The sequence below is a fragment of the Serratia sp. CY83965 genome, assembly GCF_052166375.1.
GTDB lineage: Bacteria > Pseudomonadota > Gammaproteobacteria > Enterobacterales > Enterobacteriaceae > Serratia > Serratia marcescens.
This window is the reverse complement of the sequence record NZ_JBJNOV010000016.1, coordinates 26,114-44,778: the sequence shown is the minus strand read 5'-3', so window position 1 is coordinate 44,778 and position 18,665 is coordinate 26,114. Positions and strand designations below refer to the sequence as shown.

The following is an 18,665-nucleotide window of genomic DNA, read 5'->3' as shown; positions in this document are numbered from 1 at the left end:
ATTCGGAGGCTTATGAGGCGATTTGCCGTCTAATTACGGCGCCGTCATAAAAAGGTGAATGAGCAGCCGCCGAGAATAATGCACGTAGCGTGCCAATTTTGCAATAAAAATCATAACACAATGATTCTATTTGAAAATAAAACAAAACAAGCAAATTCCATCGTCCATTACACGGTGATGAATGATGAAAAAAAAGCCGTGCTGTCGCCAAATGCAGACAACTAAAGTCAAACCTGATTACCGCCAATAAAATCAAATAGTTAAATGTCTCCATTTAGCGACACGAAAAATAGCGCCTGTCGCAAAATGCAGACACTGCCGCCAGACGGCGAACACCGGCCATAAAAAAGGGCGCAATTGCTTGCGCCCTCTGTACGGTGGTGGCCGTTTTTAACCCAGTTGCTTACGGGCGTTGCGGAACATGCGCATCCACGGGCTGTCCTCGCCCCACTCTTCCGGGTGCCAGGAGTTGCTGACGGTGCGGAACACGCGTTCCGGGTGCGGCATCATCACCGTGGCGCGCCCGTTGGCGCTGGTCACGGCGGTAATGCCGTTCGGCGAACCGTTCGGGTTAGCCGGGTAAGCCTCCGTGACCTGACCGGCGTTGTTGACGAAACGCAGCGCCACCAGGCCATGGCTTTCCAGCGCCGCCAGATGCGCCGCATCGCGCACTTCAACGTGCCCTTCACCGTGGGAAACGGCGATCGGCATGCGCGAACCGGTCATACCTTGCATGAACAGCGACGGGCTGGCCGCCACTTCCACCAGGCTGAAGCGCGCCTCGAAGCGATCCGACAGGTTACGCACGAAGCGCGGCCAGTGTTCGGCGCCCGGGATCAGCTCGCGCAGGTTGGACATCATCTGGCAACCGTTGCATACGCCCAGCGCCAGCGTCTGCGGACGGTGGAAGAACGCTTCAAACTCGTCGCGCACCCGCTCGTTGAACAGGATAGACTTCGCCCAGCCTTCGCCGGCGCCCAGAACGTCGCCGTAAGAGAAGCCGCCGCAGGCCACCAGCGTGTGGAAGTCCTGCAGATCGCGGCGCCCGGTCAGCAGATCGCTCATGTGTACGTCCACGGCGTCAAAGCCGGCGCGGTGGAACGCCGCCGCCATTTCAACGTGGGAGTTCACCCCCTGCTCGCGCAGCACCGCCACTTTCGGGCGAGCGCCCTTGGCGATGTACGGCGCGGCGATGTCTTCCTGCGGCGCAAAGGTCAGTTTCACGTTCAGGCCGGGATCTTGTTCATCCTGCTTGGCCTGATGTTCCTGATCGGCGCACGCCGGGTTGTCGCGCAGACGCTGCATCTGCCAGGTGGTTTCCGCCCACCAGGTGCGCAGCGTATTGCGGCTTTCGCTGTACAGCGCCTTGCCGTGTTGGTTGATGACGAAACGATCGCCGGCCTGCGCGCTGCCGATGTGATGCACGTTGTCGGTCAGCCCGTGCTGCGCGAACGCCCGCTTCACGTCGTCAAGACGTTCGGCGCTCACCTGGATCACCGCGCCCAACTCTTCGTTGAACAGCACCGCCAGCGCATCGTCGCCGAGGCCATCGAGGTTAACCTCTACGCCGCAGTGACCGGCGAAGGCCATCTCCGCCAGCGTCACCAGCAGGCCGCCGTCGGCGCGATCGTGGTAAGCCAGCAGCGCGCGATCGGCTACCAGCTGCTGCATGGCGTTGAAGAAGCCCGCCAGCTGCGCGACGTTGCGCACGTCGGCCGGTTTGTCGCCCAGTTGGCGATAAACCTGCGCCAGCGCGGTGGCGCCCAGCGCGTTATGCCCGTTGCCCAGGTCGATCAACAGCAGCGCGCTGTCGCCCTTATCGGTGCGCAATTGCGGCGTCACGGTATGGCGCACGTCTTCCACACGGGCGAAGGCGGTGATGACCAGCGACAGCGGCGAGGTCATTTCACGTTGCTCATTGCCTTCCTGCCAGCGGGTTTTCATCGACATGGAGTCTTTACCCACCGGAATGGTGATGCCCAGCGCCGGGCACAGTTCTTCACCCACCGCTTTTACCGCCTCGTACAGGCCGGCGTCTTCACCCGGGTGGCCTGCGGCGGCCATCCAGTTGGCGGACAGCTTCACGCGCTTCAGGCTGCCGATTTCCGTGGCGGCCAGGTTGGTCAGCGCTTCCCCGACCGCCAGGCGGCCGGAAGCGGCGAAGTCCAGCAGCGCCACCGGCGCGCGTTCGCCGAGCGACATCGCCTCGCCGTAATAACTGTCCAGGCTGGCGGTGGTGACCGCGCAGTCGGCCACCGGGATCTGCCACGGGCCGACCATTTGGTCGCGCGCCACCATGCCGGTGACGGTGCGGTCGCCGATGGTGATCAGGAAGGTTTTCTCCGCGACGGCCGGCAGATGCAGCACGCGCTTCACCGCGTCGGCCAGCGTGATGTTCTCACGCTGCACCGCCTGGCCCTGCGCCTGCAGACGGGTCACGTCGCGGGTCATCTTCGGCGTTTTGCCGAGCAGCACGTCCAGCGGCATGTCGATCGGTTGGTTGTCGAAGTGGCGGTCGTTCAGCGTCAGGTGCTGTTCTTCGGTCGCTTCGCCGATCACCGCGTAAGGCGCGCGCTCGCGGCGGCAGATCTCATCGAACTGCGCCATCTGCGCCGGGGCGATCGCCATCACGTAACGTTCCTGCGATTCGTTGCACCACACTTCCAGCGGGCTCATGCCCGGCTCGTCGTTGAGGATGTCGCGCAGCTCGAAGCGGCCGCCGCGGCCGCCGTCGCTCACCAGTTCCGGCATGGCGTTGGACAGGCCGCCGGCGCCGACGTCATGGATAAACAGGATCGGGTTCTGGTCACCCAACTGCCAGCAGCGGTCGATCACTTCCTGACAGCGGCGTTCCATTTCCGGGTTGTCGCGCTGCACCGACGCGAAGTCCAGATCGGCATCGGACTGGCCTGACGCCATCGATGACGCCGCGCCGCCGCCCAGGCCGATATTCATCGCCGGGCCGCCCAGCACCACCAGCTTGGCGCCGACGGTGATTTCCCCTTTCTGGACGTGATCGGCGCGGATGTTGCCGATGCCGCCCGCCAGCATGATCGGTTTGTGGTAGCCGCGCAGCTCGACGCCGTTATGGCTGTTGACGCGCTCTTCATAGGTGCGGAAGTAGCCCAGCAGCGCCGGACGGCCGAATTCGTTGTTGAACGCCGCGCCGCCCAGCGGGCCTTCGGTCATGATATCCAGCGCGGTGACGATGCGTTCCGGTTTGCCGAAGTCCTGCTCCCACGGCTGTTCAAAGCCGGGAATGCGCAGGTTGGACACCGAGAAGCCCACCAGGCCGGCCTTCGGCTTGGCGCCGCGGCCGGTGGCGCCCTCGTCGCGGATCTCGCCGCCGGAGCCGGTCGCGGCGCCCGGCCACGGCGAGATCGCCGTCGGGTGGTTGTGAGTTTCCACCTTCATCAGGATGTGCGCGTCTTCCTGATGGTAATCGTACGTGCCGTTGTCCGGCGCGGCGAAGAAGCGGCCGACCTGCGAGCCTTCCATCACGGCGGCGTTGTCTTTATACGCCGACAGCACGTAGTCCGGCGTCTGCTCATAGGTGTTCTTGATCATTTTGAACAGCGATTTAGGCTGCTGTTCGCCGTCGATGATCCAGTCGGCGTTGAAAATCTTGTGGCGGCAATGCTCGGAGTTGGCCTGCGCGAACATATAGAGTTCGATATCCGTCGGGTTGCGCCCCAAACCGGTAAAGGCATTCAGCAGGTAGTCGATCTCGTCCTGCGCCAGCGCCAGGCCGAGCCGGACGTTGGCCTGCTCCAGCGCAGCGCGCCCTGCGCCCAGCACGTCGACCGACTGATACGGCGCCGGCTGATGGTGCGCGAACAGCTGTTCGGCCTGTTGCAGCTCGCTGAAGACGGTTTCCATCATGCGATCGTGCAACAGCGCGGCGAGTTGGCGCCATTGGGTTTCCGTCAGCTCGGGCGCCTTGACGTAGAACGCCAGGCCGCGCTCCAACCGCAGCACCTGCTGCAAACCGCAGTTGTGGGCGATGTCGGTGGCTTTGGAAGACCAGGGAGAAATGGTGCCCGGGCGCGGCGTAACCAGCAGCAGCCGGCCTTCGGGAGCGTGTTCGGCGAGAGAAGGACCGTACTTGAGCAGACGCTGAAGCTTGGCGTGTTCTTCGGCACTTAGCGGTGCGCTGACATCGGCAAAGTGGACGTACTCGGCGTAGATATCACTGACGGGCAGGTGAGCGTCCTGGCAGCGGGACAGCAGTTTGGTAATGCGAAAAGCCGATAAAGCGGGCGAACCACGCAGAATTTCCATAATCAAAGTTCTCTCGTCTTCGAAGCGACGGATAAGACGCTTCATTGGGCGCAACAGGGGAAAACGCGCGCCATTATAGAGAATCCTCGCCGCCGACGAAACCGTTTGCGTAGGGATTATTGATAAAAGCATGCCGCACCGTCGAATTGTCATAACGTGTCAATAAAGTTGCACACTGGCGTTTTGTTGCGCAAAATGCCCCCCGCACTGGTGATTTAACCATGAGAAAAGTCGCGGTTGTCGTCGCCGGTGTACCTGTGCCACCACTGGATAACTATTTGAAACGTCTTAAAATAAACTACATCCTCATCGGCGTTGTCACCCTGCTTCTGGCTCTCGCGCTGTGGCCCAATATCACCTGGCGCAGCGGCCAGGGCGGGCAACTCCAGGAGATCATTTCCCGCGGCGAGTTGCGCATCAGCACGCTGAATTCACCGCTGACCTATTTCAACACCAAGCAAGGGCCGGGTGGGCTCGACTACGAACTGGCCAAGCGCTTCGCCAACTACCTCGGGGTGAAGCTGGTGGTGATCCCCCATCAGAACATCAATGACCTGTTCGACGATCTGGACGACGACGACGCCGACCTGCTGGCGGCGGGCCTTATCTACAACCAGGAACGCCTCAGCCGTGCGCGCACCGGCCCGGCCTACTATTCTGTTTCCCAACAGCTGGTGTACCGGCTGGGCACCCCGCGGCCGAAAAGCTTCGCCGACATCAAAGGCAAGCTGGCGGTCGCCTCCGGTTCCGCGCACGTCAGCACGCTAAAACAGCTCAAGCAGGATAAATACCCGGATCTCGCCTGGGAGTCCTCCAGCGATCTCACCTCCAAAGAGCTGCTGGAACGGGTGGCCGACGGCAAGCTGGACTACACCCTCGGCGATTCGGTGACCATCGCGCTGCTGCAGCGCATCCATCCGCAGCTGGCGGTGGCGTTCGACGTCACCGACGAAGAGCCGGTCACCTGGTATCTGAAACGCGACGGCGACGACAGTCTGTACGCGGCGATGCTGGATTTCTACAGCCAGATGGTGGACGACGGCACCCTGGCGCGGCTGGAAGAGAAGTACCTCGGCCACGTCGGCAGTTTCGACTATGTGGACACCAAAACCTTCCTGTCGGCCATCGACTCGGTGCTGCCCAACTTCCGCCCGCTGTTCGAGAAGCACGCCAACGAGATCGACTGGAAGCTGCTGGCGGCCATCGCCTATCAGGAATCGCACTGGAATCCGCAGGCCACCTCCCCCACCGGCGTGCGCGGCCTGATGATGCTGACCCGCGCCACCGCCGACGGCCTGGGGGTCAACGACCGCCTCGATCCGGAAGAGAGCATTCAGGGCGGCGCGCTCTACCTGCAGCGGCTGATGGCCAAGGTGCCGGACAGCGTGCCGGAAGACGAGCGTATCTGGTTCTCGCTGGCGGCCTACAACATGGGCTGGGGCCACATGCTGGACGCGCGCAAGCTGACCAAGACGCAAAAAGGCAACCCGGACAGCTGGGTCGACGTCAAACAACGCCTGCCGATGCTCAGCCAAAAGCGCTACTACCCGCAGTTGACCTACGGCTATGCGCGCGGGCGTGAAGCCTACAACTATGTAGAAAATATCCGCCGCTATCAGGTCAGCCTGGTGGGCTATCTGCAGGAAAAAGAGAGAAAGGCGGCGCAAGCGGCCGCCGAGCAGGAGGCGTTGGGGCAAGGCTATCCGACGGTGATGCCGGAACTGGCGCTCAACTACTGATTATTCCGGCTTATCCGCCGCCCGCTGCGCCAGCCTGAGCGCTTTTTTTTGTTCGCGGCGCAGGCGGAAGAAATTGCTCAGGGTGGCGGCGCATTCGTCCGCCAGCACGCCCGAGACGATCTCCACCTGATGGTTCATGCCCGGATGGCGCAGAATGTCCACCAGCGAACCGGCCGCGCCGGTTTTCTCGTCGGCGGCGCCATACACCAACCGGCGGATACGGCTGTGCACCATCGCGCCGGCGCACATCACGCAGGGCTCCAGCGTGACGTACAGCGTGGCGTTCAACAAGCGGTAGTTTTGCAGCACCGCGCCGCCCTGGCGCAGCGCCATGATCTCGGCGTGCGCGGTAGGATCGTGTCGGCCGATCGGGCGGTTCCAGCCCTCGCCGATGACCTGATTGTCCAGCACCAGCAGCGCACCCACCGGCACCTCGCCCTCTTCCTGCGCGCGCAGGGCCAGCTGCAATGCCTGACGCATCCAGTACTCATCGTTATATTCAGTCATCGCATAATTCCTCGTGCGCTTTTGCGGCGGGCATTATACACACTAGCCTCCCTTTGTCGTAGCCGCCCGCCAATGGCTATACTGGCCGAATCAGCATGTGACTCAGGGACAAGAAGCATGAAACTCAGTAAAAAGAACGCCGTCGTGGTGCGCAAGGCGCTGGACGGCTGGGTTGGGGAAGGCGCCATGACGCCCGAACAACGGCAGCAGTTGCTGCTGCATGTGGACGTACAACCTTTCGACTGGCGGCGGCTGGCGCGCTATGCGTTTCTCGCCGCGCTGGCCTCGCTGCTGATCGCCGTCACCAGCCTGTTCGCCGACAGCGCACTGCTTGCATGGCTGAGCGAACTGTTCCGCTTCGACGCGCCGGTACGCATGGCGATCGCCGGGGTGTTGGCGGCGCTGGCCTACGTCTGGGCGCTGCGCCGCCGCCAACGGCACCCGGAAAAACGCTACGGCAACGAGGCGGCATTGTTTGTCGCCGTGTTGCTTACCGCCTGCGCCTTATGGCAGTTGGGGGTCTGGCTGGATAACGGCAGCGGCCGGGTTTCCGTACTGCTGCTGGTCGCCGCGCTGCTGTACGGCGCGATCGGCTGGTTCAGCCGCTCCGGGCTGGTGTGGTGGTTCGCCCTGCTGTCGCTCGGCAATGCCTTCGGCGCAGAGACCGGCTACCTGTCCGGCTGGGGCGCCTACTGGCTCGGCATGAGCTACCCGATTCGCTTTATCGCCTTCGGCGCGGTGCTGATCGCCGCCGCATTGCTGCTGCGGCCGCTATTGGCGCAGCGCGGCCTGCAGCGGGTGTCGCTGGCGATGGGCCTGCTGTACCTGTTCATCGCGCTGTGGCTGCTGTCCATCTTCGGCAACTACGGCGATCTCGACAGCTGGTACCGCGCGCGCCAGATTGAGCTGTTCCACTGGAGCCTGCTGTTCGGGCTGGCCGCCTTCGCCGCCATCTGGCTGGGGTTGAAGCATGACGACGCCATGCTGCGCGGTTTCGGGCTGACCTTCCTCGGCATCAACCTGTACACCCGCCTGTTCGAGTTTTTCTGGGACAGCATGCCGAAGGCGATTTTCTTCGCGCTGCTCGGCCTGAGCCTGTGGGCGCTGGGGCATTATGCGGAGAAGATTTGGCAGCTCGGGCGCAAACCGCACGACGTAACCGACGACTGATCGCGGCAGCGATAACAGCAAAGGGCGGAATTCTCCGCCCTTTGTTTATTCCAGCTGCTGCAGCTCGCCCTGCTTGCTTACCCGCCAGCGGTGTTCGCAAAAAAACAGCAGCGGATTGTCCTGCTTGCTGTCGCTGTAACCGCTGTACAGCTTCAGCGGCGCGCCGAGCCGTTGCTCCAGCTGCACCACTTTTTGTACGCCCAGACAGCGCAAGGTCAGCACCCAACCGCCGCAGCGTCGCGTGATGCGGCTGCCGATCAACCGCACCCGCGGCAGAAACGCCGAATCCCGATACACCTGCGCCACCAGTTGCTCCGGCGAGCCGGTAATCAGCCACACCTCGGCATCGTGTTCATCCAAATACTGCCGCAGCCGCATTTGCACCACCGGAAACGCGGTCACCTTCTGGCGGAAAGCCTCGATAAACTGCCGCTCCAGCGCCTTCAGCGTCGCTTCGGAGCGCCCGAAAGTGATCGCCCACAGCAGCAGGCTCATCGGCCAACGCGCGGCGCGCCCCAGCAGCAGCAGCGCCAACCCGATCGGCGGCAGCAGCGGTATCACCAGCAACAGGTTCAGCGGTAAGCGGCGCAGCAGAAAGCGCAAGAAACTGCCGAACATATCCTCCTGATGCAGGGTGCCGTCCAGATCGAAAAAGACCACGCGGCGCCCCTCTGCGGCCGGTTGTTGCTGCTTGTCGCTCAAACGCTACTCCTCGGGATCGTTGAACCCCATCATCCAGGTGAAGAGAAAACCGGCGATAATCGTAATCAACATCCCCGCCAGATACAGCATCACCTTACCTGAGACGATGGTCAACGCCAAAGGCAGCCCCGAAATGCCGAAGGTGATGACCGTCGCCACCTTCCAGTAGCTGATTAACGCGCCGCCGACCGCGCCGCCGAGGCAGGCGCCGATAAACGGCCGACCCAGCGGCAGCGTCACCCCGAAGATTAGCGGCTCACCGATGCCGAGAATGCCGACCGGCAATGCCCCTTTGATCACCTGCTTCAGCCGCGCGTTGCGGGTTTTCAACAGCACCGCCAACGCCGCCCCCACCTGCCCGACGCCGGCCATCGCCAGGATCGGCAACAGCGGGTTGGAACCGTGTGCCTGCACCAGCTCGACGTGGATCGGCACCAGCCCCTGATGCAGGCCGGAGAGCACCAGCGGCAGGAACAGCCCCGAGAGCAGCGCCCCCACCAGCAGCCCGCCCTTGTCGATCGCCAGATTGGCGCCGTGGGCGATGGCATCGGAAATATAACCCCCGATCGGCTGCAGGATCAGGATCGCCAATGAGGCGGTGACCAGCGTGGTCAGCAGCGGGTTAAGGATCAGCTCGACCGACTCCGGCAACAGCGTGCGCAGGCGTTTCTCCACCCAGCACATCAACGCCACCACCAGCAGTACGGCGATCACCCCGCCGCGCCCCGGCTGCAGCGCCTCCCCGAACAACGTGATCTGCGCCAGCGCCGGGCTGGAGAGGATCCCGGCCATCACGCCGCCCATCGCCTGCGAGCCGCCGAATACCCGCGCGGCGTTGACCCCGACCAGAATGTTCATGATGGCGAACACCGCGCTGCCGAAGATCGCCAGCAGCCCCAGCGCGTTCGGGTAGTCCACGGCCAGTTGACCGGCGATGTCGGGCCGTTTCAGCAGGTTGATGATGCCGGTGATCAGGCCCGAGGCGATAAACGCCGGGATCAGCGGAATAAAAACGTCGGCCAGCTTTTTCAGCGCGCCGCTCATCGGCGCAGCGTATTTTTGCTTGGCCTGCGCCTTGGTGCGGGCGGCGTCACCGACGGCGGGCTGCGCGCTGCCGCTCAACAGCCCGCGCATGGCGTCCACCACCTTGGCAGCGGCGCCCGGGCCGACGATAAACTGATGCTGCTCACCCTGTTTGATATAGCCCTTCACGCCGGGCAACTGCTTGAGAGCGGCCAGATCCAGACGCTGCTCGTCGCTGACTTCGACGCGCACCCGCGTCATGCAGTTCTCCAGTTTGAGGATATTGCCCTCGCCCCCCACGCCCGCCAGGATCTGTGTCGCCAATGCCGTTGTCTTGTCCATCGCCGCCCCCACCGTGAATTAACGCGCCAGCGCCGCGCGCAGGTAGCCATCGTGCCGCTGCAGCCGCTGCTGCGCCTCTTCGGCGCTGACGCCGGCCAAAAGCATCAGGATCGCCGGTTTAACCTCAAAGCCGGTCTGCGCCAGCGCCGCTTCCGCCTGAGCGCGTTCGGCGCCGGTGGCCTCCACCACGATGCGGCAGGCGCGATCCACCAGTTTGACGTTGGTGGCCTTCACGTCCACCATCAGGTTCTGGTAGACCTTGCCCAGTTTGACCATCGCGCCGGTCGACAGCATGTTGAGCACCAGTTTCTGCGCAGTGCCGGATTTCAGGCGCGTCGAACCGGTCAGCGCCTCCGGCCCCACCACCGGCGAAATCGCCACCTGCGCTTCGTGCGCAATCGGCGAATCCGGGTTGCAGGAGATGGCCGCCGTCGGGCAACCCAGCCCGCGCGCATAGCGCAGCGCGCCGATCACGTAAGGCGTGCGCCCCGAGGCCGCCAACCCCACCACCATATCGACGGCGGTCAGGTTCAGCGCCCGGAGATCGGCCTCGCCCAGGGCTGCGTCATCTTCCGCCCCCTCCACCGCTTTGAGCAGCGCACCCGGCCCGCCGGCGATTAGCCCCACCACCACACCGTGCGGCACGCCGAAGGTCGGCGGGCACTCGGAGGCATCCAATACGCCCAGGCGCCCGCTGGTGCCAGCGCCCAAATAAATCAGCCGCCCGCCGGCCTTCAGCGCCGCCGCGGCCAAATCGACCGCCTGCGCGATCGCCGGCAGCACCTTTTCAATCGCCTCCGGCACCTTGCGATCTTCCTGGTTAAAGCAGCGGACCATGTCCAGCGTCGACATTTCATCCAGCCCCATGGTGGCCGGGTTGCGGGTTTCCGATACCAGTGCGCCTAAGTTCATCTGTTCACCTTTGAATTTTTAATTCACAAAACTTAATCAATATTTGAATATTTTATTCAACAAAGCGAGCGCTATTTGCTATTTTAACGGTGAGCTCACAAAAATTTTCACCGCGCGTTTTCGCCCTCTGCATGGCAAAATGGCCGCTGGTTTCCAGGGAAAGAACAATGAGTACCCTTCTGCGCATTCGCCAGATGTATCCGACACTGGCGCAAAACGACCGCAAGCTGGCGGACTTTCTGCTGAATAACGCCGAGCAGGCGCGCCATCTCAGCTCGCAAAAGCTGGCCCAGTTGGCCGGCATCAGCCAGTCGAGCGTGGTGAAGTTCGCCCAAAAACTGGGCTATAAAGGTTTCCCGGCGCTGAAGCTGGCGCTGAGCGAGACGCTGGCTCAGCCACAGGTTGAACCGGTAGTGACCGTTCACAACCACATCCTCAGCAGCGACACGCTGAAAACCGTCGGTGAAAAGCTGCTGGCGGAAAAGCAGGCGGCGCTGCGCGCGACGCTGGACATCAACAGCGAAGAACGGCTGCATCAGGCGCTGGACATGCTGCGCCAGGCGCGCCGGGTGATGCTGATCGGCATCGGCGCCTCCGGGCTGGTGGCCAAGGATTTTTCCTTCAAGCTGCTGAAAATCGGCGTGATGGCGGTGGCCGAAGCGGACATGCACGTCCAGTTGGCGGCGGTGCAGGCGCTGGACAAGCGCGATCTGCTGCTGGCTATCTCCTTTAGCGGCGAACGGCGTGAAATCAATCTGGCGGCGGAAGAGGCGCGCCAGGCCGGCGCCAGGGTGCTGGCGCTGACCAGCTTCTCGCCCAATGGTCTGCAGCAGCGCGCGGACCACTGCCTCTATACCATCGCCGAAGAGCCCCATACCCGCAGCGCGGCCATCTCCTCCAGCACGGCCCAGTTCGCCCTCACCGACCTGTTGTTTATGGCCCTGATCCAGCACGATCTCGATCATGCCCGCGATCGCATCAAGCACAGCGAACAGTTAATGAAAAAGTTGGTTTAACCGGTATAATCGCCGCTGCGAAAATACCCCTGTTAATAATGAGAGATACGTCATGGCCCTGCTAATCACACGCAAATGCATCAACTGCGACATGTGCGAGCCGGAATGCCCGAACCAGGCAATTTCGATGGGTGATGACATTTACCAAATCGATACCGATCGCTGCACCGAGTGCGTTGGTCATTACGATACGCCGACCTGTCAGCAGGTTTGCCCTATCGACAACACCATCATCACCGATCCGCAGCATCGCGAGACTAATGAGCAGCTGTGGGACAAGTTCGTGGTGTTGCACCACGCCGATCGCATTTAATCGCCGCAGGACTGACAAGGGCGCCACAGGCGCCCTTTCTCTTTTCAGCTTTCGACGATCACCGTCGCGCAGGCATAACGCCGTTCGTCGGCCAGCGAAACGTGGATCGCGGTGACCCCCATCTCCCCCGCCAGTTCGGCGGCGCGACCGTGCAAACGAATATTCGGCTTGCCCAGCGCATCGTTGAACACTTCGAACTGGTTGAACGCCAGGCCGTTGCGAATGCCGGTGCCGAACGCCTTGGCGGCGGCCTCTTTCACCGCGAAACGTTTGGCCAGAAAGCGGATCGGCTGCTGGTGCTGCTGATACAGCGCCCACTCGGCGTCGCTCAGCACCCGGCGCGCCAGACGATCGCCGCTACGCTCCACCACCGCTTCGATACGCGCCATCTCGACGATGTCGGTACCCAGCCCGAGCACCGCCATTACCGGCGCGCTTCCCGCATCAGCACTTTCATGTCGGCAACCGCGGCCGGCAGCCCGCTCATCACCGCCTGGCCGATAATCGCATGGCCGATGTTGAGCTCGTGCATTTCCGGCAGCGCGGCGATCGGCTGCACGTTATGGTAGGTCAGGCCGTGGCCGGCGTTGACCTTCAGCCCCTTCTCGGCCGCGTAGGCGGCGGCTACCGCGATGCGACGCAGCTCGGCCTGTACCGCCAGCTCGCCCTGCGCTTCCGCGTAGGCGCCGGTGTGGATTTCGATGTAAGGGGCGCCCACCGCCACCGCCGCGTCGATCTGGCGATGATCGGGATCGATGAACAGCGAAACCAGAATGCCCGCCTGCGCCAGGCGCTCAACCGCCACGCTCATTTTGTCCAGCTGGCCGGCGACGTCCAGGCCGCCTTCGGTGGTCACTTCCTCGCGTTTTTCCGGCACCAGGCAGCAGAAATGCGGCTGCAGCTCAATGGCGATGTCCAGCATCTCGTCGGTCACCGCCATCTCCAGGTTCATGCGCGTCTGGATGGTCTGGCGCAACAAGCGCACGTCGCGGTCGGTGATATGGCGGCGATCTTCGCGCAGATGCACGGTAATGCCGTCGGCTCCCGCCTGTTCGGCAATGAATGCCGCCTGAACCGGATCCGGGTATTGGGTTCCGCGCGCGTTACGTAACGTGGCGATGTGATCGATATTGACGCCCAGCAGCAAATCAGCCATGACAACCTCTAAATACGATTTTCAGTGCCAGCAGTTTACACGCGGGCGCAGGGCGGCAAAAGGGGAAAAGGTCAGGCGTCGTCGACCGGCGTATTCGGCTGTTTGCGCACGAATTGGCGGAACAGTTCGCGGCTCTTCAACGGCTTGCCGCCGAGGTAGGGCTTCAGCGCCATGCGGGTGAAGCGCTTGGCGGCGCGCAGCGTCTCGGCATCGGGAAACTGCCGTTCCGCCAGCGCGCGCAGTTCGCGCCCGGTGAAGCTGTAATGATCCACCACCAGGCTGGCGATAAAGCCTTTCTCTTCGCGGTAGCGGTAGGTCATGGCGTCATCCACCGGCAGGCCGCTGCCGGCGCAGTGCAGAAAATCGAGGCCGTAGCCGAGATGATGCAACAAAGCCAGCTCGAACTGGCGCAGCGCCTGTTCCGGCGAACTGTCTTCCGCCGCCAGCGCCTGCAGGCATTGCAAGTAGTCGAAGAACAGCACCGAGTAGTTGGTTTCCTGCTCCAGCACGCGCGCCAGCAGTTCGTTCACGTACAGGCCGCTGTAAAGCATCATGCCGCTGAGGGGTAAACCGAGAGAGACCGCTTCGGCGTTGCGCAGCGTTTTCACTTCGCCGCGGCCGCCCCAGCGCACTAACAGGGGGGTAAAGGGTTGCAGGCAACCCTTCAGATTGGAGCGGCGGCTGCGCGCGCCTTTCGCCAGCAAACGCACCCGCCCATGACCTTCGGTAAACAGATCCAGCATCAGACTGGTTTCACTGTACGGCCGCCCATGCAGGACGAAAGCGCGCTCCCAGCCGTCCATGGATCGTTACTTCAGATCGTCAACATAGCCCAGGCTGCGCAGCGCACGTTCGTCGTCCGCCCAACCGGATTTCACTTTCACCCACAGCTCGAGATGCACTTTAGCGTCGAACATCTGTTCCATGTCCTGGCGCGCTTCGATGCCGATGGTTTTGATCTTGGCGCCCTTGTTGCCGATGACCATTTTCTTCTGGCCTTCGCGCTCAACCAGGATCAGGCCGTGCACATCGTAGCCGCCGCGATCGTTGGCCACGAACTGTTCGATTTCTACCGTCACCGAGTACGGCAGCTCTTCGCCCAGGAAACGCATCAGCTTCTCGCGGATGATCTCAGACGCCATAAAGCGCTGGGAACGATCGGTGATGTAATCTTCCGGGAAGTGGTGTTCCGCTTCCGGCAGCAGCTTGCGCACGATGCCGGCGATGGTGTCGACGTTCATCCCTTTCTCGGCGGAGATAGGCACCACGTCGAGGAAATTCATCTGCTGGCTGAGGAACGCGATATGCGGCAACAGCTTGGATTTGTCGGTAACGTTATCGACCTTGTTGATCGCCAGCAGTACCGGGCAACGCAGGCTGCGCAGCTTGTTGACCACCATTTCGTCGTCGGCGGTCCAGTTGGTGCCTTCGACCACGAAGATCACCAGCTCAACGTCGCCGATCGAGCTGCTGGCCGCGCGGTTCATCAAACGGTTGATGGCGCGTTTTTCTTCGATGTGCAGCCCTGGGGTATCGACGTAGATCGCCTGATAGGCGCCATCGGTGTCGATGCCCATGATGCGGTGACGGGTCGTCTGCGGCTTACGCGACGTAATGGAAACCTTCTGCCCCAGCAGTTGGTTCAGCAACGTCGATTTGCCCACGTTCGGGCGGCCGACGATGGCGATAAACCCGCAGTGTTGTTTTACTTCGCTCATTCAAGCTCCAGCTTTTTCAGCGCTTGTTCCGCTGCCGCCTGCTCGGCTTTACGGCGGCTCGAGCCGGTGCCCACCACGGGCTCGCTCAAACCACTCACCTGGCAGTGGATGGTAAACTCCTGGTCGTGCGCTTCTCCGCGAACCTGCACCACCAAATAAGAAGGCAACGGCAGATGACGCCCCTGCAAAAATTCCTGCAAACGGGTTTTCGGGTCTTTCTGCTTATCGCCGGGGCTGATTTCGTCCAACCGGCTGCGATACCAGTCCAAAATCAGGCGCTCGACGGTCTGGATGTCGCTGTCCAGGAACACGCCGCCGATCAATGCCTCCACCGTATCCGCCAGGATTGACTCGCGGCGGAACCCACCACTTTTCAATTCGCCCGGCCCAAGCCGCAGACATTCGCCCAGGTCAAACTCGCGCGCCATCTCCGCCAGCGTGTTGCCGCGCACCAGCGTGGCGCGCATGCGGCTCATGTCGCCCTCGTCTACGCGAGGAAAACGGTGATAGAGCGCATTGGCGATGACAAAGCTCAGAATCGAGTCACCCAGAAACTCAAGACGTTCATTGTGTTTACTGCTGGCGCTGCGGTGAGTCAAAGCCTGCAGTAAAAGCTCCTGCTGTTGAAAAGTGTAGCCCAGCTTCCGCTGCAGCCTGTTTATTACGATGGGGTTCATGAGTTACCAATAGATCAAGAATGCGTCAAAAACTTGCAGCACACGGAACAGGCCTGCTTCGCCGAAAGCCGATCCAAAGCTGTTTCGTTTGCAGTGGCTCCCAGCAGGAGCCAACTTTTATCGCTCGAGAAAGTATTCTACAACGAGTGGAAACATAATGCTGTGTTTATATCCCCTTAATCTTTCACGCCGCAGTAGGCTGCGGCGTGAAATTGACAGGGAATAAATCAGCGATTAATGAATGCCGCCGATCCGGCTGAAACGCACGCCGGTAGGCCACTCGCCTTCCTGTTTTTCAAAGCTCATCCAGATGGCTGTGGCTTTGCCCACCAGATTCTTCTCCGGCACAAAGCCCCAGTAACGGCTGTCCGCGCTGTTGTCACGGTTGTCGCCCATCATGAAGTAATGCCCGGCCGGCACCACCCACTCCGCCAACGGTTTGCCCGGCTGTTGATAGTAAGCGCCCACCCGATCCTGCGCGTCCGGCACGGTCAGGATGCGATGCGTAACGTTGCCGAGGCTTTCCTGGCGCTCACGCATGCGAATGCCGCCCGACGGCACGTTATCGTTCAGCGGGATCTGATAGAAGCCGTTGCTGGCCTCGCCCATGCCGCTGCGGCTGAACAGCTGCACGAAGTCGCTCGGCTGCGCATCGGCGTAGGTCACGGCCAGCGCGGTATCGCAGGACTGCCCGCTGTTGCAGGACGGCTGCACCGTGACGCGCTTATTCACCGGATCGTAAGTAATACGGTCGCCCGGCAGGCCAATCACGCGCTTGATATAATCCAGCTTCGGATCCAGCGGATATTTAAATACCGCAATATCGCCACGCTTCGGATGGCCGGTTTCAATGAGCGTCGTCTGGGTAATCGGATCTTTAATGCCGTAGGCATATTTCTCCACCAGAATGAAATCGCCAATCAACAGCGTCGGCATCATTGATCCGGACGGGATCTGGAATGGTTCGTAAATAAACGAACGCACCACAAAGACCAGCAGCAACACCGGGAACACCGATGCGCCAGTCTCTACCCAACCAGGCTGCTTCGCCACTTTCGCCAGCGTTTTATCGTCGACGGCGCCCGCGGTCTGTTCGTTGACCGCCGCGATCTTCGCGCGGCGGGCCGGCGCCCATTTAAAGCGCTCGAAGCACCAGATGATCCCGGTGACCAGAGTGGCCAACGCCAGGACCAGGGCAAACATATTCGCCATGCAAACTCCCTCGTTTCGCGAACTCGTCGCGGTTACTTGCCGTCTTTACCGACGTGCAGAATGGCCAGGAACGCTTCCTGCGGCAGCTCGACGTTGCCGACCTGCTTCATGCGTTTCTTACCGTCTTTCTGTTTCTGCAGCAGCTTTTTCTTACGGCTGACGTCACCGCCGTAGCATTTCGCCAGCACGTTTTTACGCAGCTGCTTCACGGTGGAGCGCGCGATGATATGCGTGCCGATCGCCGCCTGAATCGCGATGTCGAACTGCTGACGCGGGATCAGATCTTTCATCTTCTCCACCAGTTCACGGCCGCGGTACTGCGAGTTGTCGCGGTGGGTGATCAGCGCCAGCGCATCCACGCGCTCGTTGTTGATCAGCACGTCCACGCGCACCATGTCGGAGGCCTGGAAGCGCTTGAAGTTGTAATCCAGCGACGCATAACCGCGCGACGTGGACTTCAGGCGGTCGAAGAAGTCGAGCACCACTTCCGCCATCGGGATTTCATAAGTCAGCGCCACCTGGTTGCCGTGGTAGACCATGTTGGTCTGCACGCCGCGCTTCTCAACGCACAGGGTGATGACGTTGCCCAGGTATTCCTGCGGCATCAGCATGTGACATTCGGCGATCGGCTCGCGCAGTTCCTGGATGTTGTTCAGCGGCGGCAGCTTGGACGGGCTGTCGACGTAGATCACTTCTTTGCCGGTGGTTTCCACTTCGTAGACTACCGTCGGCGCGGTGGTGATCAGATCCAGATCGTATTCACGCTCCAGACGCTCCTGAATGATCTCCATGTGCAGCAGACCGAGGAAGCCGCAGCGGAAGCCGAAGCCCAACGCGGTGGAGCTTTCCGGCTCGTAGAACAGGGAAGCGTCGTTAAGGCTCAACTTGCCCAGCGCATCACGGAAAGATTCATAGTCGTCGGAGCTGATTGGGAACAGACCGGCGTACACCTGCGGCTTCACTTTCTTGAAGCCCGGCAGCGCTTTATCCGCCGGCTGACGCGCCTGCGTCAGGGTATCGCCCACCGGCGCGCCGAGGATATCTTTGATCGCGCAGACCAGCCAACCCACTTCGCCGCAGTTCAGCACGTCGCGATCGACCTGCTTCGGCGTGAAGATGCCCAAACGATCGGCGTTATACACCTGACCGGTGCTCATGACCTTGATCTTGTCGCCCTTGCGCAGGGTGCCGTTCTTGACGCGCACCAGAGACACGACGCCCAGGTAGTTATCGAACCAGGAGTCGATGATCAGCGCCTGCAGCGGCGCCTCCGGATCGCCCTGCGGCGGCGGGATGTCGCGCACCAGGCGCTCCAGCACGTCGGGCACGCCGACGCCAGTTTTGGCCGAGCAGCGCACGGCATCGGTGGCGTCGATGCCGACGATGTCTTCGATTTCCTGCGCGGCGCGATCCGGATCGGCGGCCGGCAGGTCGATTTTGTTCAACACCGGCACCACTTCCAGATCCATTTCGATCGCGGTGTAGCAGTTGGCCAGCGTCTGGGCTTCTACGCCCTGGCCGGCGTCCACCACCAGCAGCGCGCCTTCGCAGGCCGCCAGCGAGCGGGAAACTTCATAGGAGAAGTCAACGTGGCCGGGAGTGTCGATAAAGTTAAGCTGATAGGTCTGCCCATCCTGCGCTTTATAATCCAGCGTCACGCTCTGCGCCTTGATGGTGATGCCGCGCTCACGCTCCAGATCCATGGAATCGAGCACCTGCGCAGCCATTTCACGGTCGGTCAAGCCACCGCAGATTTGGATAATGCGGTCAGACAGCGTCGACTTACCGTGGTCAATATGGGCAATAATGGAGAAATTTCGTATATGCTTCATTATAAAAGTTTTTCTGCCTTGGTATTTCTGAATTACTCGCCTATAGAAACCCGCATGGACCTAAA

General features: G+C 61.6%; 16 protein-coding genes. 4 read left to right on the top strand and 12 right to left on the bottom strand.

The genetic code is table 11. The annotated features are described in order from the left end of the window. Nucleotides 1-390: 390 nt before the first annotated feature. The gene (gene purL, locus ACJ8PL_RS21660) at nucleotides 391-4,281 is read right to left on the bottom strand and encodes a phosphoribosylformylglycinamidine synthase (RefSeq protein ID WP_097101506.1); all 3,891 of its coding nucleotides are present in this window, start codon (nucleotides 4,279-4,281) and stop codon (nucleotides 391-393) included. Between the two features lie 278 nt (nucleotides 4,282-4,559). Here purL and mltF point away from each other — a divergent pair, with 278 nt between their 5' ends. Beyond that, entirely contained in the window at nucleotides 4,560-6,020 is a 1,461-nt protein-coding gene (gene mltF / locus ACJ8PL_RS21655; RefSeq protein ID WP_016929782.1) for a membrane-bound lytic murein transglycosylase MltF, read from the top strand. On the opposite strand, the gene tadA is transcribed toward mltF, so the two are convergent. Then, complete coding sequence (gene tadA, locus ACJ8PL_RS21650; protein WP_015378796.1) at nucleotides 6,021-6,527, bottom strand: tRNA adenosine(34) deaminase TadA; 507 nt, start codon at nucleotides 6,525-6,527, stop codon at nucleotides 6,021-6,023. A 117-nt stretch (nucleotides 6,528-6,644) separates the two neighbouring features. Here tadA and ACJ8PL_RS21645 point away from each other — a divergent pair, with 117 nt between their 5' ends. After that, nucleotides 6,645-7,697, top strand: a complete 1,053-nt coding sequence (locus ACJ8PL_RS21645) for a DUF2157 domain-containing protein (protein ID WP_261106636.1) — start codon at nucleotides 6,645-6,647, stop codon at nucleotides 7,695-7,697. Between the two features lie 45 nt (nucleotides 7,698-7,742). Here the strand turns inward: ACJ8PL_RS21645 and yfhb are convergent, their stop codons facing one another. The 3 genes from yfhb to murQ are packed head-to-tail and all read right to left on the bottom strand — an operon-like array spanning nucleotide 7,743 to nucleotide 10,676. Next, a complete protein-coding gene (yfhb, locus tag ACJ8PL_RS21640; protein WP_016929785.1) occupies nucleotides 7,743-8,399 on the bottom strand; it encodes a phosphatidylglycerophosphatase C in 657 nt (218 codons plus the stop codon). Nucleotides 8,400-8,402: 3 nt separating this feature from the next. Then, the gene (locus ACJ8PL_RS21635; RefSeq protein WP_049299989.1) at nucleotides 8,403-9,764 is read right to left on the bottom strand and encodes a PTS transporter subunit EIIC; all 1,362 of its coding nucleotides are present in this window, start codon (nucleotides 9,762-9,764) and stop codon (nucleotides 8,403-8,405) included. Nucleotides 9,765-9,782: 18 nt separating this feature from the next. Then, complete coding sequence (murQ, locus tag ACJ8PL_RS21630) at nucleotides 9,783-10,676, bottom strand: N-acetylmuramic acid 6-phosphate etherase (RefSeq protein WP_442531376.1); 894 nt, start codon at nucleotides 10,674-10,676, stop codon at nucleotides 9,783-9,785. 167 nt (nucleotides 10,677-10,843) lie between these two features. Here murQ and ACJ8PL_RS21625 point away from each other — a divergent pair, with 167 nt between their 5' ends. Then, nucleotides 10,844-11,692, top strand: a complete 849-nt coding sequence (locus ACJ8PL_RS21625; RefSeq protein WP_033639602.1) for a MurR/RpiR family transcriptional regulator — start codon at nucleotides 10,844-10,846, stop codon at nucleotides 11,690-11,692. Between the two features lie 52 nt (nucleotides 11,693-11,744). Continuing rightward, a complete protein-coding gene (locus tag ACJ8PL_RS21620; RefSeq protein WP_016929789.1) occupies nucleotides 11,745-12,005 on the top strand; it encodes a YfhL family 4Fe-4S dicluster ferredoxin in 261 nt (86 codons plus the stop codon). A 44-nt stretch (nucleotides 12,006-12,049) separates the two neighbouring features. Here the strand turns inward: ACJ8PL_RS21620 and acpS are convergent, their stop codons facing one another. The 7 genes from acpS to lepA form a co-directional block, all read right to left on the bottom strand. Beyond that, nucleotides 12,050-12,430, bottom strand: coding sequence for a holo-ACP synthase (gene acpS / locus ACJ8PL_RS21615; RefSeq protein ID WP_004929169.1), 381 nt, complete (start codon nucleotides 12,428-12,430; stop codon nucleotides 12,050-12,052). Next, nucleotides 12,430-13,161, bottom strand: a complete 732-nt coding sequence (pdxJ, locus tag ACJ8PL_RS21610; protein ID WP_016929790.1) for a pyridoxine 5'-phosphate synthase — start codon at nucleotides 13,159-13,161, stop codon at nucleotides 12,430-12,432. Before pdxJ ends, acpS begins: the two co-directional genes overlap by 1 nt. A 71-nt stretch (nucleotides 13,162-13,232) precedes the next feature. Further along, a complete protein-coding gene (recO, locus tag ACJ8PL_RS21605; RefSeq protein ID WP_004929165.1) occupies nucleotides 13,233-13,964 on the bottom strand; it encodes a DNA repair protein RecO in 732 nt (243 codons plus the stop codon). 6 nt (nucleotides 13,965-13,970) lie between these two features. After that, the gene (gene era, locus ACJ8PL_RS21600; RefSeq protein WP_004929162.1) at nucleotides 13,971-14,879 is read right to left on the bottom strand and encodes a GTPase Era; all 909 of its coding nucleotides are present in this window, start codon (nucleotides 14,877-14,879) and stop codon (nucleotides 13,971-13,973) included. Beyond that, nucleotides 14,876-15,556, bottom strand: a complete 681-nt coding sequence (gene rnc, locus ACJ8PL_RS21595; RefSeq protein WP_004929158.1) for a ribonuclease III — start codon at nucleotides 15,554-15,556, stop codon at nucleotides 14,876-14,878. The genes era and rnc overlap by 4 nt, the downstream gene beginning before the upstream one ends. 234 nt (nucleotides 15,557-15,790) lie before the next feature. After that, nucleotides 15,791-16,768 carry a signal peptidase I gene (gene lepB, locus ACJ8PL_RS21590; protein WP_016929791.1) on the bottom strand — a complete coding sequence of 326 codons (978 nt, stop codon included), beginning with the start codon at nucleotides 16,766-16,768 and terminating at the stop codon, nucleotides 15,791-15,793. Between the two features lie 32 nt (nucleotides 16,769-16,800). After that, nucleotides 16,801-18,600 carry a translation elongation factor 4 gene (lepA, locus tag ACJ8PL_RS21585; protein ID WP_016929792.1) on the bottom strand — a complete coding sequence of 600 codons (1,800 nt, stop codon included), beginning with the start codon at nucleotides 18,598-18,600 and terminating at the stop codon, nucleotides 16,801-16,803. Nucleotides 18,601-18,665 lie beyond the last annotated feature (65 nt).

Excerpts from the sequence above, each read along its gene's own strand:
- purL (WP_097101506.1), bottom strand. The coding sequence starts at position 4,281 with ATGGAAATTCTGCGTGGTTCGCCCGCTTTATCGGCTTTTCGCATTACC.
- tadA (WP_015378796.1), bottom strand. The coding sequence starts at position 6,527 with ATGACTGAATATAACGATGAGTACTGGATGCGTCAGGCATTGCAGCTG.
- ACJ8PL_RS21645 (WP_261106636.1), top strand. The coding sequence starts at position 6,645 with ATGAAACTCAGTAAAAAGAACGCCGTCGTGGTGCGCAAGGCGCTGGAC.
- ACJ8PL_RS21635 (WP_049299989.1), bottom strand. The coding sequence starts at position 9,764 with ATGGACAAGACAACGGCATTGGCGACACAGATCCTGGCGGGCGTGGGG.
- murQ (WP_442531376.1), bottom strand. The coding sequence starts at position 10,676 with ATGAACTTAGGCGCACTGGTATCGGAAACCCGCAACCCGGCCACCATG.
- ACJ8PL_RS21625 (WP_033639602.1), top strand. The coding sequence starts at position 10,844 with ATGAGTACCCTTCTGCGCATTCGCCAGATGTATCCGACACTGGCGCAA.
- ACJ8PL_RS21620 (WP_016929789.1), top strand. The coding sequence starts at position 11,745 with ATGGCCCTGCTAATCACACGCAAATGCATCAACTGCGACATGTGCGAG.
- acpS (WP_004929169.1), bottom strand. The coding sequence starts at position 12,430 with ATGGCGGTGCTCGGGCTGGGTACCGACATCGTCGAGATGGCGCGTATC.
- pdxJ (WP_016929790.1), bottom strand. The coding sequence starts at position 13,161 with ATGGCTGATTTGCTGCTGGGCGTCAATATCGATCACATCGCCACGTTA.
- recO (WP_004929165.1), bottom strand. The coding sequence starts at position 13,964 with ATGGACGGCTGGGAGCGCGCTTTCGTCCTGCATGGGCGGCCGTACAGT.
- era (WP_004929162.1), bottom strand. The coding sequence starts at position 14,879 with ATGAGCGAAGTAAAACAACACTGCGGGTTTATCGCCATCGTCGGCCGC.
- rnc (WP_004929158.1), bottom strand. The coding sequence starts at position 15,556 with ATGAACCCCATCGTAATAAACAGGCTGCAGCGGAAGCTGGGCTACACT.
- lepB (WP_016929791.1), bottom strand. The coding sequence starts at position 16,768 with ATGGCGAATATGTTTGCCCTGGTCCTGGCGTTGGCCACTCTGGTCACC.
- lepA (WP_016929792.1), bottom strand. The coding sequence starts at position 18,600 with ATGAAGCATATACGAAATTTCTCCATTATTGCCCATATTGACCACGGT.